Annotated in this window: 14 protein-coding genes and 1 pseudogene; 8 read left to right on the top strand and 7 right to left on the bottom strand. The window is 74.9% G+C overall.

Annotated features, from left to right (window positions below; all coding sequences use genetic code 11):
• Nucleotides 1–50: 50 nt before the first annotated feature.
• Entirely contained in the window at nucleotides 51–443 is a 393-nt protein-coding gene (locus tag ABZ885_RS27300; RefSeq protein WP_360193893.1) for a peptidoglycan-binding domain-containing protein, read from the bottom strand.
• A 518-nt stretch (nucleotides 444–961) separates the two neighbouring features.
• On the opposite strand from ABZ885_RS27300, the gene ABZ885_RS27305 reads away from it, so the two are divergent.
• Nucleotides 962–1,609 (top strand): NAD(P)H-binding protein, encoded by a 648-nt coding sequence (locus ABZ885_RS27305; RefSeq protein ID WP_360193895.1) that lies wholly within the window; start codon nucleotides 962–964, stop codon nucleotides 1,607–1,609.
• A gap of 34 nt (nucleotides 1,610–1,643) precedes the next feature.
• Here the strand turns inward: ABZ885_RS27305 and ABZ885_RS27310 are convergent, their stop codons facing one another.
• The gene (locus tag ABZ885_RS27310; protein WP_360193898.1) at nucleotides 1,644–2,426 is read right to left on the bottom strand and encodes a class III extradiol ring-cleavage dioxygenase; all 783 of its coding nucleotides are present in this window, start codon (nucleotides 2,424–2,426) and stop codon (nucleotides 1,644–1,646) included.
• Between the two features lie 97 nt (nucleotides 2,427–2,523).
• Between ABZ885_RS27310 and ABZ885_RS27315 the strand changes: the two genes are divergently transcribed.
• Nucleotides 2,524–3,000, top strand: a complete 477-nt coding sequence (locus ABZ885_RS27315; protein WP_360193922.1) for a MarR family transcriptional regulator — start codon at nucleotides 2,524–2,526, stop codon at nucleotides 2,998–3,000.
• 57 nt (nucleotides 3,001–3,057) lie between these two features.
• Here ABZ885_RS27315 and ABZ885_RS27320 read toward each other — a convergent pair whose 3' ends face one another.
• The 3 genes from ABZ885_RS27320 to ABZ885_RS27330 all read right to left on the bottom strand — a co-directional run bounded on the left by ABZ885_RS27320 (nucleotide 3,058) and on the right by ABZ885_RS27330 (nucleotide 6,465).
• Entirely contained in the window at nucleotides 3,058–4,308 is a 1,251-nt protein-coding gene (locus ABZ885_RS27320) for a sigma-70 family RNA polymerase sigma factor (RefSeq protein WP_360193900.1), read from the bottom strand.
• 67 nt (nucleotides 4,309–4,375) lie between these two features.
• Nucleotides 4,376–4,750, bottom strand: coding sequence for a YciI family protein (locus ABZ885_RS27325; RefSeq protein WP_360193903.1), 375 nt, complete (start codon nucleotides 4,748–4,750; stop codon nucleotides 4,376–4,378).
• Between the two features lie 140 nt (nucleotides 4,751–4,890).
• Entirely contained in the window at nucleotides 4,891–6,465 is a 1,575-nt protein-coding gene (locus ABZ885_RS27330; RefSeq protein WP_360193906.1) for a helix-turn-helix domain-containing protein, read from the bottom strand.
• Between the two features lie 412 nt (nucleotides 6,466–6,877).
• On the opposite strand from ABZ885_RS27330, the gene ABZ885_RS27335 reads away from it, so the two are divergent.
• A complete protein-coding gene (locus ABZ885_RS27335; protein WP_360193908.1) occupies nucleotides 6,878–7,333 on the top strand; it encodes a molybdopterin-dependent oxidoreductase in 456 nt (151 codons plus the stop codon).
• A gap of 96 nt (nucleotides 7,334–7,429) precedes the next feature.
• On the opposite strand, the gene ABZ885_RS27340 is transcribed toward ABZ885_RS27335, so the two are convergent.
• A complete protein-coding gene (locus tag ABZ885_RS27340) occupies nucleotides 7,430–7,849 on the bottom strand; it encodes a TOBE domain-containing protein (RefSeq protein WP_360193911.1) in 420 nt (139 codons plus the stop codon).
• 273 nt (nucleotides 7,850–8,122) lie between these two features.
• On the opposite strand from ABZ885_RS27340, the gene ABZ885_RS27345 reads away from it, so the two are divergent.
• The 4 genes from ABZ885_RS27345 (at nucleotide 8,123) to ABZ885_RS27360 (ending at nucleotide 10,432) form a co-directional block, all read left to right on the top strand.
• The gene (locus ABZ885_RS27345; protein WP_360193925.1) at nucleotides 8,123–8,425 is read left to right on the top strand and encodes a metalloregulator ArsR/SmtB family transcription factor; all 303 of its coding nucleotides are present in this window, start codon (nucleotides 8,123–8,125) and stop codon (nucleotides 8,423–8,425) included.
• Nucleotides 8,426–8,547: 122 nt separating this feature from the next.
• The gene (locus ABZ885_RS27350) at nucleotides 8,548–9,393 is read left to right on the top strand and encodes a cation diffusion facilitator family transporter (protein WP_360193928.1); all 846 of its coding nucleotides are present in this window, start codon (nucleotides 8,548–8,550) and stop codon (nucleotides 9,391–9,393) included.
• 123 nt (nucleotides 9,394–9,516) lie between these two features.
• Nucleotides 9,517–10,005 carry a hypothetical protein gene (locus ABZ885_RS27355; RefSeq protein ID WP_360193913.1) on the top strand — a complete coding sequence of 163 codons (489 nt, stop codon included), beginning with the start codon at nucleotides 9,517–9,519 and terminating at the stop codon, nucleotides 10,003–10,005.
• Nucleotides 10,006–10,066: 61 nt separating this feature from the next.
• Entirely contained in the window at nucleotides 10,067–10,432 is a 366-nt protein-coding gene (locus ABZ885_RS27360) for a nuclear transport factor 2 family protein (RefSeq protein ID WP_360193916.1), read from the top strand.
• A gap of 158 nt (nucleotides 10,433–10,590) precedes the next feature.
• Here the strand turns inward: ABZ885_RS27360 and ABZ885_RS27365 are convergent, their stop codons facing one another.
• Nucleotides 10,591–10,986, bottom strand: coding sequence for a MerR family transcriptional regulator (locus ABZ885_RS27365; protein WP_360193919.1), 396 nt, complete (start codon nucleotides 10,984–10,986; stop codon nucleotides 10,591–10,593).
• 81 nt (nucleotides 10,987–11,067) lie between these two features.
• On the opposite strand from ABZ885_RS27365, the pseudogene ABZ885_RS27370 reads away from it, so the two are divergent.
• Nucleotides 11,068–11,784 (top strand): annotated as a pseudogene (locus tag ABZ885_RS27370) (MFS transporter); the annotation flags it as partial.

The raw sequence follows: 11,784 nt of genomic DNA on the forward strand, positions 1-11,784 counted from the left end.
GCGTCGTGCGCACGACGCGAACCCGCCCCTCGCCGTCATCCGGCCGGTGCTCAGCCCGGGAGCTGCCAGTTGCAGTTGTTCATCCAGGCGCCCAGGGTGCTCTGCGTGCCCCAGTCCCCGGAGCGGTGCGCGTTGTCGTAGGCCTGGCGGACGCTGGCCTTGATCGAGCCACCGGTGGCCGGGCCGACGACGCCGTCCGGGTAGAGGCTGTGGCCGTACTGGTAGTCCACGACGGCGCCCTTGGTGAGCTGGCCGAACTGGCCGTCGGTGCCCAGGCCGGCCGCGTCGACGTAGTTGAGTGCCTGCTGGAGGCAGACGACCGCCGAACCGCTGCTGCCCACCTGGAGGTTGGACGCGGCGCTGGCGGAGCCGACGCTCAGGCCGAGGACGGCGCCCGCGCCGAGGGTGAGGGTGGCGGCCCTAAGGGCCCACTTCTGCTTCATGGTTGAGCACTCCTCAGTCTCACAGGTCGCAGGAGGAGCCCCGTGCCTCTCCTGCCGCACGGAATCCTGCGCCGATCGGCGCGGCCCGGGAAGGGGTCGGAAACGGTTGGCTTGAATCGAACTGGTGAGCGAATTCGGACTTCCGCAACCCCGGCCGGCGCCCGCCCGCGGCCTCCCGTCCGGCCGTTCGGTCGGATTTCTGAGCGCCCCCGGTGCCCATGGCCTGCGGCCATGTGGAGCGTCCGCCGGACGTCCGCCCGGGGCACCGGCCGGGCGGAACGTGCGGCTCCGCCGTCACCGCCGGAGCGGCCGGACGAACAGTCTTGGCTTGAAAGAGATGCGCCACCCCGGGCCGGTTGTTACAGCGGCCCGCAGCACACTGTTCACCCGGCCGCCGTCCGCGCGTAGGTGCCGCGTATCCGTGCGCCGCGTCCGTGCCGCGTGTCCGCACGGCGGGCCCGGGCGGCGGGTGCTACTGGTGGACGCACTCCCACCCCGGTTCGGAAGGCAGGACCCCCATGGCCAGCATCGCCGTGATCGGCGCCAACGGCACCGTCGGCGCCGCCGTCGTCGCGGAGGCCGTCGCGCGCGGCCACCGGGTGACGGCCGTCGTGCGCCACCCGGACCGCTACCGGGGCGGGGCGGCCGCCGTCGTGCCGGGCGACGTGCTGGAACCGGCGGACGTGGCACGGGTCGCGGCCGGGCAGGACGTGCTGGTCAGTGCCGTCGGGGGCGGCGACCGGCCGGGCGGCCGGGCACTGATCGAGCCGGCCGCCCGCTCGCTGGTCGAGGGCCTGCGGGCGCTCGGCGACGAGGCGCCCCGGGTGATCACGGTCGGCGGCGCGGGCAGCCTGGAGACGGCGCCCGGCGTCCGGGGCTGGGACGCGCCCGGCCTGCCGGAGCCGCTGCGGCAGGTCATGCACGCCCACGGTGTCGCGCAGGACTACCTGCGGACGGTCACGGACGTCCGCTGGACGACGCTCAGCCCGGCCGCCGAGCTGGTGCCGGGGGAGCGGACCGGGCACTACCGCACCGGCCTGGAGCAGTTGCTCACCGACGCCTCCGGGCGGAGCTGGATCTCCCTGCCGGACTACGCCGTCGCCCTGGTCGACGAGATCGAGCAGCCCGAGCACATCGGCGAGCGCTTCACCTGCGGCGCGATCTGACCGCCGGCCGGCCGGTTCTCGGGCCGGCCGGTTCTCAGCCCAGTTGGATCGAGCGCTTCGCCAGGCCCATCCAGAACCCGTCGATCACGCTGCGCTGGCTGCCGAGGTCGGCCTCGGCGGCGCCGAGCGTGACGAACAGCGGCGCGAAGTGCTCGGTGCGCGGGTGGGCGAGCCGCCCGGCGGGGGCCTTGCGCTCGAAGTCGAGCAGGGCGTCGAGGTCCTCCGCCTCCAGGGCGCGCCGGCCCCAGTCGTCGAACTCGGCCATCACCGAGCTGACCCGGCCGTCGGAGCTGAGCGCCCGCAGGTTGTGGGTGAAGAAGCCGCTGCCGACGATCAGCACGCCCTCGTCGCGCAGCGGGGCGAGCCGGCGGCCGATGTCCAGCAGCCGCTGCGGGTCGAGGGTGGGCAGGGAGACCTGGAGCACGGGGACGTCCGCCTCCGGGAACATCTCCACCAGCGGGACGTACGCGCCGTGGTCGAGGCCGCGGTCGGGGATGTCCTGGACCGGCGTGCCGGGCGCGCGCAGCAGCTTGCGCACCCGTTCGGCGAGCTGGGGGGCGCCGGGGGCGGCGTACTGCACCCGGTAGTAGTGCTCGGGGAAGCCCCAGAAGTCGTAGACCAGCGGCACGGTGGTGACGGCGCCGAGCGCGAGCGGCGCCTCCTCCCAGTGCGCGGAGACCATCAGGATCGCCTCGGGCCGCGGCAGACCGGCCGACCAGGCGGCCAGCTGGCCGGGCCAGACCGGGTCGTCGGCGAGCGGCGGCGCGCCGTGCGAGAGGTAGAGGGCGGGCATGCGCTCGGGGGTAGCGGTGCTCATGGCGCCTCCTTGTAGTTCAAATTTAAACCTCGACACGTCGACGGTACACCTTCGTTCGAATTTGAACAACAGGAGTAGGCTTCCCCCCATGCCCTCCATGCCCCCCGGGAACGAACCGCGCTGGCTCGACCATGACGAGATGGCCGCCTGGCGGGGCTTCGTCGCCGCGAGCAACCTGCTCAACCGCCGGCTCGAACGCCAGCTCAAGGAGGACTCCGGCCTCTCCCACACCCAGTACGAGATCCTGGTGCACCTCTCCGCCGCGCCCGCCGGCGCGCTGCGGATGACCGAGCTGGCGGAGAAGCTGATCACCTCCAAGAGCGGCCTCACCTACCAGGTCACCCAGCTGGAGCGGATGGGCCTGGTCGGCCGCCGCTCCTGCCCGAGCGACGTGCGCGGCGTCATCGCCGAACTCACCGACGAGGGGCGGGAGGTGCTGCGCCAGGCGGCCCCCGGGCACGTCGCCCTGGTCCGCGAGCTGCTGATCGACGTGCTCACCCGCGAGCAGCTCGGCGTCCTCGCCGAGGCCCTCGGCGAGGTCAGCGCCCGCCTCCGGCCGGACGACCGGCCTTAGCTGCTCCTGATCGCCCTGGCTGCCCCCGCGTCGCGCCCGGCCGCCCCTGCGTCGCGCCTACGTCGCGCCCCGGCCGTCCGCGGCCTCCGCCCGGCGCAGCAGCAGCTCCCGTTCGCGCTCGTTGCGGGTCAGTGCCGCCGCCCGCTCGAACTCCGCCCGCGCCTCCCCGGCCCGGCCGAGCCGGGCCAGCAGGTCGCCGCGCACGCTGGGCAGCAGGTGGTACCCGCGCAGGGCCGGGTCGTCCGCCAGCGCGTCGACCAACTCCAGTGCGGCCGCCGGTCCGTGGGCCATCGAGACGGCCACCGCCCGGTTCAGCTCGACCACCGGCGACGGGGTCAGCGCCATCAGCCGCCCGTACAGCGCGGCGATCGTCGCCCAGTCGGTGTCCTCGTACCGCGCCGCCTTCGCATGGCAGGCGGCGATCGCGGCCTGCACCGAGTACGGGCCGGTGCCCGCCCGCTGCAGCGCGGCGAAACCGCGCCGGATGAGCAGCCGATCCCAGCGGGCGCGGTTCTGATCGGCCAGCAGCACCGGCTGCCCGTCCGGACCGGTCCGGGCCGCGGTCCGGGCCGCCTGGAACTCCAGCAGCGCGGCCAGGCCGTGCACTTCGGGCTCGTCCGGGGCCAGCCCGGCGAGCACCCGGGCGAGCCGCAGCGCATCCTCGCAGAGGGCCGGCCGGAGCAGGTCGTCGCCGGCGGTGGCCGAGTACCCCTCGTTGAAGATCAGGTAGACGACCTCCAGGACGGAGGAGAGCCGGGCCGCCCGGTCCTCCCCGTACGGGACCTCGAACGGCACCCCCGCCCCGGCGAGGGTGCGCTTCGCGCGGACGATCCGCTGGGCGACGGTCGGCTCGGAGGTGAGGAAGGCGCGGGCGATCTCCTGGGTGGTCAGCCCGCCCAGCAGCCGCAGGGTGAGCGCGATCCGGGCCTCCGCGGAGAGCACCGGGTGGCACGCGGTGAAGATCAGCCGGAGCAGGTCGTCGTCGATGTCGTCCGGTTCGGCCGGCTCCGGCGGCGGCACGTCCTCCAGCGTCCGCCCGACCTCGGCGAGCTTGCGCGCGTACGCCTCCCGGCGGCGGACCAGGTCGATCGCGCGGTGCTTGGCGGCGGCCGTCAGCCAGGCGCCCGGCCGGTCCGGGACGCCCTGCTCGGGCCACTGCTCCAGCGCGGCGACCAGCGCGTCCTGCGCCAGCTCCTCGGCGATGCCGACGTCCCGCACGATGCGGGCGACCGCGGCGATGATCCGCGCGGACTCGATCCTGAACACCGCCTCGACCGCCACGGCCGCGTTGCTCCCGTTCACGGCCACCCATCAGAGCAGCCGCCGGGGGCCGGGGCAAACGCGGACGCGGCGGCCGGGCGCCGGAGCCCGGGGATCAGGCCTGCGGCGGGGTGGTGCCCTCGTCGATCTGGCGCAGTTCGGCGCCGACCGTCCAGCTCACCGGGTGGACCTGGAGGAAGCGCCTGGTCCACTCGACGGCCTCGGCCATGTCCTTGCACTGGATGATGGCGTAGCCGCCGACGACCTCCTTGGTCTCGGTGAACGGCCCGTCGGTGACGCCCAGCTTCCCGCCCTCCCAGGTGATCCGGGTGCCCTCCTTGGTGGGCAGCAGCCCGGCGGTGTCCAGCATCACCCCGGCCTTGGTGATCTCCTCGAACAGCGCGCCCATCCGCTGCTCGAATTCCGCGTCCGGCTGCATGGTCGGGGCGTCCTGCTCGTTGATGCGGATCAGGCTCATGAAGCGCGGCATGGTGCTCACTCCTCGGTACCGGAGGCGGGGCCTCTCCCCGCCTCTCACCCGTGCGTCGAACGGGAGACGGCCGGATCGACAGCCGCCCGGAAATTCTTTCCGGGGATTTCCGCGGCGGCCACCGCAGCGGCCGGACCGGGTCAGCCGGCCGGCGTGCAGAGGAGGGCCGCGCGCAGGTCGACGCGGTCGTGCAGACGGGCGAGGTTGCGACCGGTGAGCTCCTCGATGCGGCGGACCCGGTAGTGGACGGTGTTCACGTGGATGTGCAGGGACTCGGCCGTACGGGCCCAGGAGCCGTCGTGGTCGAGGAAGGTTGCGAGGGTGCCGAGCAGGGAGACGGGGTTCTCCCGGTCGTGGGCGGCGAGCTGGGCCAGCAGGCGGGAGTGGAACGCGGCGGTCACCTCGGGCGGGATGCCGCGCAGCAGACCGGCCAGCGAGTCCAGCTCGGCGGCGGTGCCGACCGCCCCGGTGGGGCCGTCCAGCAGGTACCGGGCCTGCACCAGGGCCGCCCGCAGCGGACCGGCGGCGGGCGGGGCGCAGGGCCCGACGCCGAACCGCAGGGTGCGCCGCCCGGTGAGGCGGGCCTGCAGACCGGGGCGGGCGCGGCGCAGCCGCTCGGCGACCTGCGCGGCGGGCGCGGTGACCAGGGCGGCGGCCTGCCCGGTGCGGTCGGTCCCGGCGGCGTACGGGGCGTCCAGCGGGTGCAGCGCCTCGGCCAGCGCGTGTGCCGCCCATGCGGCCGGGGTGTCGTCGATCCGCGCGGCCACGGCGACCAGGGCCGGGGTGCCGCCGGCGCCGCCCGTGGTGCCTGTGGTGCCTGTGGTGCCCGTGGAGCCTGTGATGCCCGTGGTGCCCGGGCCGGCCGGGAGGCCGCAGGCGGCGAGCGGCTCGGCCGGGTCGGCGTCCCCGGCGAGTGCGTCCAGCAGGTGCCCGGCCGCCCGCCGCCGGGCCGCCGCCTCGGCGTGGGCCCGGGCGGCGAGTGGGGCGAGCAGGTCGGCCAGCCCCTGGAGCAGCGGCTCGGCGCGGGCGTCCGGGGTGTGCGGGCGCAGCCGCCAGCCGTCGAAGGGCGAGCCGTCCTGCGGTCCGACCGGCAGCCCGAGCTCGCCCCGGGCCCGTCCGTCGCCCCGGGCCCGTCCGTCGCTCCGCCCGCCGGCCGGGGCCGGGCCCGCGACGAGGCGTCCGCCGGCGGTGGTGAGCGCGCAGTCCGGCACCCCGAGCCGCCCCGCCGCGTGCGCGAGCACCTCGCCGGGCGCGGCACCCGCGTGCATCAGCCCGGCGAGTTCCCGCCGGACGGTGTCGGGGATCGCGGCCGTGTCCTGCGCCCCGGCCCGCAGGTCGCCCCAGAGCCGCAGGTAGACCCGGTCGGTGACGGCCCGGAAGCTGACGCCGGCCGGGACGGCGAGCAGCGGGATGCCGTGGGTGCGGCAGGCGTCGACCAGGCTGTCGGGGACGCTGCCGTGGGTGCCCTCGCCCGCCAGCAGGGCGGCGACTCCGGCGCTGCGCAGCGCCGTGGCGAAGCGCAGGGCGGCGGACCCGTCGGCGGGCCGCCACCAGACCAGGCCGGTGAGGACCAGCTCGCCGGGCTGGAGGTAGCGGGCCGGGTCCTGGAGGTCGGTCGAGCTGATGCCGGTGGCCGGGCGCGCGAGCAGCTCCGGCGTGCCCCAGGCCAGCCGGATGTGCAGGTCGTCCAGGTCGAGCAGGTCTCCGACGATCATCTCTCTCGCTCCTTGTGCTCCGCGCGAACCCTCGGCCATCGCACCTGCGAGGGAGACCAGCGCACTGGCATCGTAAATGCCAGCAGAAGCCTTGCAATCCTCCTTGGTGGATCATCCAGCGCGGACCCCTGCGGATGGTGCCCGGAACCAGTCGTCCGCACCGTTGCCCTGTTGCTTCAATCGGTGCGGGGCGTGCCGCAGTGTCTCCTCCGGCGCGCCCCGCACTCCCTGCCCGGCCGGCGCCGGCGCCGGCGTCGATGGCAGATGCGGCCCGGTCACCGTCTCTGCCATGGCAGCTGCGGCTGAAATCTTGCTTTCAGTGCCGCAGCTGCGAATGGCGCGACGGCCGCCCGGGTACCACTCGTCCCGGACCGCACCGACCGCACGGGCGCGGTCCGGGAGGAGTGTGGGCATGGGAGCGTCCGCGAGAGTCCGGCTACACGGTCACCTCGACCATCCGGCGGAGCTGACCGTCGAGGATCTGCGCGCACTGCCGGCCCACCGGCTGGAGGTCAGCTTCGACTGCCTGGCCGAGGGCGAGCAGCGCCACGGGTACGAAGGCCCCGCGCTCTGGGACGTCCTGCGCGCGGCAGGCCCCCGGATCGACTTCACCGGGCGCAAGCAGCGGCTGCGGTTCCTGCTCTCGGTCAGCGGTGCCGACGGCCACCGTGCCGTCGTCTCCTGGGCCGAGATCGACCCGGACTTCGCCGGCTGCCGGATCCTGCTCGCCACCAGCATGGACGGCGCGCCGCTGGATGCGGACGGCCCGCAGCTGGTCGTCCCCGACGACCGCTGCGGCGCCCGCTACGTCAGTGGCGTCACCGCCGTCTGGCTCGGTCCGCTGGCGGAGCCGGCCGAGGTGCGCTGAGGCGGGGCCGGCCGGGGTGTGCCGGGCCGGGCGGCGGGGGACGGCCCGCCGCCCGGCGTGGTGTGACGCGGCGGCGCTCCGCCGCCGGTCGCGTGATCAGGCTGCGGCGAGCGAGACCTCCGTCGACTTGATCAGTGCGACCACCGGCGATCCGGCCGTCAGTCCCAGGTCGGCCGCCGCGTCGGCGGTGATCGCGGCGGTCAGCGCGCCGTCCGCGACGTCGACCTTCACTCCGGCCATCGCGCCGCCGGTCGCCACCTCGGCGACCGTGCCCGGGATCTGGTTGCGGATGCTCAGTCCGGCGACCGGGCCGGTGGCCAGGGATACCTCGGTGGACTTGACGAGCGCCTGCACCGCGCTGCCCGCGTCCAGGCCGAGGTCCTTCACCGCGTCCACGGTGACCGCGGCGGTGAGCTCCTGTCCGGAGTCGAGTCGGACCTTCACGGTGGCCATCACCTCGCCGGTCGTGACGGCGGTGACGGTGCCGGGCAGCTGGTTGCGAATGCTCAGGCTCATGGGCGATGCCTCGTACTTTCGATCTCGGAAAGCGATTCCCCGATCGTGCCGTGATCCACTCTAGCCGCCGGAAAAGCCCAGGTCGGGCGGCGTGTGAGCGGCTCTCGCAGGTACCAGGGGGAGGCCGTGGGCGCCCTCGCATCTGCCTGCCGATGGAGTTCAGCGGCTGCTGAATTCAGTGAGCGCTGTACTGTTGGACTCATGGACGCCAGGAACCCGGCCGCCGGGAACGCCCGCACCCCGCACCTCCCCGCCGAAGCGCAGGAGGCGGCGATGGAACGGGTCGGCAAGGCGCTCGCCGACACGAGCCGGCGCCGCATCCTGCTGGCCCTGCTCGACGCCCCGCACTACCCGGCCGACCTCGCCGACGAACTGGGCCTGACCAGGGCCAACGTCTCCAACCACCTCGCCTGCCTGCGCGACTGCGGCCTGGTGCGGACCGTCCCCGAAGGCCGCCGCACCCGCTACCACCTGGCCGACGACCGCCTCGCCCACGCCCTGCGGGACCTGCTCGCCGCGGTCCTGCCCCTCGGCGACCCGCCCCCGGACGTCCGCCCCGCGGACGTCCGCCCCTAGGAGGGAGACCTCGCATGGGTGCCACCCACGCCGACCCGGCCGCCGGGAGCGCCCCGGCCGCCGCCACCGGCCCGGACACCGCCCCGGCCACCGCCACCGTCAGCGGCGCCTACCGCCGCCGGATGCTGCTGACCATCGCCGTCACCGGCTCCGTCCTCGTCCTCCAGGTGACCGGCGGCCTGCTCTCCGGCAGCCTCGCCCTGCTCGCCGACTCCGGGCACATGCTGACCGACCTCTCCGGCGTCACGCTCGCCCTGCTGGCCGTCCAGGTCGCCCAGCGCTCGCCCACCCTCCGCCGCACCTTCGGCCACTACCGGCTGGAGATCCTGGCCGCCCTGGCCAACGCCGTCCTGCTGCTCGGCGTCTTCGTCTGGGTCGCCTACCAGGCGGTCCGCCGCTTCGGCCAACCGGCCGAGGTCCAGGGCGGGTTGATGCTGGCCGTCGCCCTGGTCGGCCTCGCCGCCAACCTGGCCGGCGTCGCCCTGCTGCGCGGCGGCAAGGACCACAGCCTCAACCTGCGCGGCGCCTACCTCGAAGTGCTCGGCGATGCCCTCGGCTCGGTCGCCGCCATCGGCGCCGCCGTCGTCGTCCTGCTCACCGGCTGGCAGTACGCCGACCCGGCCGCCTCCCTCCTCATCGGCGTGCTGATCCTCCCGCGCGCCTACCTGCTCCTCCGCGACGCCCTGCGCGTCCTCCTCGAAGCCACCCCCGAAGGCGTGGACCTCGCCGCCCTCCGCACCCACCTCCTCGCCGACCCCGCCGTCCGCGGGCTCCACGACGTGCACGCCTGGACCATCACGTCCGGCATGCCCGTCCTCACCGCCCACGTCGTCACCGACGACACCCCGCCGGCCGGCCTCCTCGCCCGCCTCCGCACCTGCGTCGCCGACCACTTCGGCATCCCCCACACCACCCTCCAGCTCGAACCCGGCCCGCACCCCCGCTGCACCCCGCCCGCCCACGCCTGACCCCACGTCACCGGGGCCGGGACCGCGTGGGCGGGGCCTGACGGCTTTCCTGTGGAGGGCGGCGGGCCCCGTCCGCTACTCTTCGGCGCGCCCGTACCGATGATCAGATCATGAGGAACCTTCGTGACGACCCCGCCGTCCCCGTCCGGTGACGACAGCCCGCACACCGTCGATCTCGCCCTCCAGGAGTCCGCGCCCGGCGAACCGGCCGACCCGGCCGAGCCGTCGCGCAGGCGCCGGTTCGGTTCGCGTGTCTGGGCGCCGCTCCTCCTCGTCGTGGGCTGCGCGGCCGCGCTGTTCGTCGTCGGCCTGGTCAGCAAGTCCGATCCGGCCGCCGCGAAGGCCGGCGACTGCGTCCGCGAATTCGGCGGCGCCGCCTCGCCGAAGATGGAGATCGTGGCCTGCACGAAGCCCGACGCGAACTACAAGGTCATCGAGGTCTTCCACGACGGTGCCCGCACCCACCCGTGCGACTCCGTGCTGGGGAAGGGGGTCTTCGGCTCCTACAGCGAGGAGCGGAGGAGCAGCATCGTCACCATCTGTCTCGGCCTGAACGGCGACCGGCCCGGCGGCCCGCCGGACGACATTCCCACCTGGGCCAAGGAGCACTGACGGCCGCGGCCGGGGTGCGGCCGCACGCATGGCGGCGGGCTGGGTGGGGAGGATGGGGCGCATGAGTATCGATCACGCATTCGCACGGCGCTTCGCCGAGGAGTGGGTCGCGGTCTGGAACTCCCGTGACCTGGAGGGTGTTCTCGCCCACTACGCCGACGACGTCGTCTTCGCCTCGCCCCGGATCGTCACCGTGCTCGGTGGCCCCGCGGGTGAGGTGCGCGGCAAGGACGCCCTGCGCGCCTACTGGGCCAAGGCCCTGGGGCTGCTGCCCGACCTGCACTTCACGCTGGAGGACGTCCGGCTGTCGGTGGACACCGTCGTCATCAACTACCGCAACGAGCGCGGCGTCGCCGTCTCCGAGGCGCTGACCTTCCGCGACGGGCTGGTCTGCCGCGGCTTCGGCGCGTACGCCGAAGAGGTCTGACGCCTCGTCCGGCGCGAGGGTCTGTCCGGCGGAGCTTGCCGGGCCCGCGGCGTGATCCGCCGGACAGACCCTAAGGCGCCGCCCTCCGGGGTGGCGCCCCGTCAGGTCGGCCGCGCCCGGCCTCGCGGGCCGGGCCGGGGGTCTCCTGTCACCGTCGGTCAGGCCTCCGTGACCGGGTCTCCGGTGAGGAGCTCGCAGTCGTTGAAGTTCATGCAGCCGCAGGCGAGGCAGCCGGCGACCGCGTCGCGCAGGTACCGGGTCTGCCGGATCACGTCGTCGAGTTCGGGGAGCTTGCGCTCGGCCAGCGCGCGCCACTGCCGGGTGGCGCCCTGGTCCGCGCTGCTGTCGAGGAGCCCGCGGATCTCCGCCAGCGTGAAGCCCGCGCGCTGGGACATCCTGATCAGCGCGATGCGCCGCAGCGTGGCGGCGGGCCAGAGTCGCCGGCCGCCCTCGCGGCGCGCGGTGGGCAGGAGGCCCAGGCTCTCGTAGTAGCGCAGGGCGGAGGGGCGCAGGCCTGCCTGGCGGGCCAGTTCGCCGATGGCCACGTACCGCACACCGCATCACCCGCCCTCGGACCGGAGCCGTTCGACCCCACGTGTTGACTTCAAGCGCGCGTGAACCGCTTCGCTGGCCGCATGATCTCAGCACGTCCGTCCGGCCGGCCTCCCCGGGGGTACCGGTCAGTCCTCTGCACCCCCGGTCCGTTCCGCCGGCTGCTGCCCGCGCTCGCCGTGTCCGACCTCGGCGACGGCATGAGCACCGTCGCCGTGGCGTGGCTGGCGCTGCAGCTCGCCCCGCCCGGCGCGCCGGGGCCGTTCGTCGGGGCCGCCGTCGCCGTCCACGTCCTGCCGGGCGTGCTCGGTGCACTGCTGCTGGGCCGTTGGCTGCGCGGACGGCCCGCCGCGCGGCTGATCCGGGCGGACGCGTGGACCCGGGCGGTGTTCCTCGGCTGCGTCCCCCTCGCCTGGGCGCTGGGCGTGCTCGGCCCGGCGCTCTACCTCGCCCTGCTGGCCGGCTCGTCCCTCTTGCACGCCTGGGGCGGCAGCGCCAAGTACGCGCTGGTGGCCGAGACACTCCCGGGGGAACAGCGCCTGGCGGCCAACGCGCTGCTCGGTACGAGCGTCTCGGTGTCCACCGTCGCCGGCCCGGTACTCGCCGGGGCGCTGGCGGCGGTGGCCGCCCCGGCGTGGCTGATCGGCCTGGACGCGCTGTCCTTCGCCGTCCTGGCCGTCGGCGCCGGACGCCCGGGCGCGCCGGCCCCCGGGTACCTGCACGAGGTGGTCAACGGCGCGCTGGAACCGGCCGTCTCCATCCACCTCTACACGCCGGGCCTGACCGAGATGAACCAGTAC

The organism is Kitasatospora sp. NPDC047058 (assembly GCF_040643935.1).
Taxonomy (GTDB): Bacteria; Actinomycetota; Actinomycetes; order Streptomycetales; family Streptomycetaceae; genus Kitasatospora.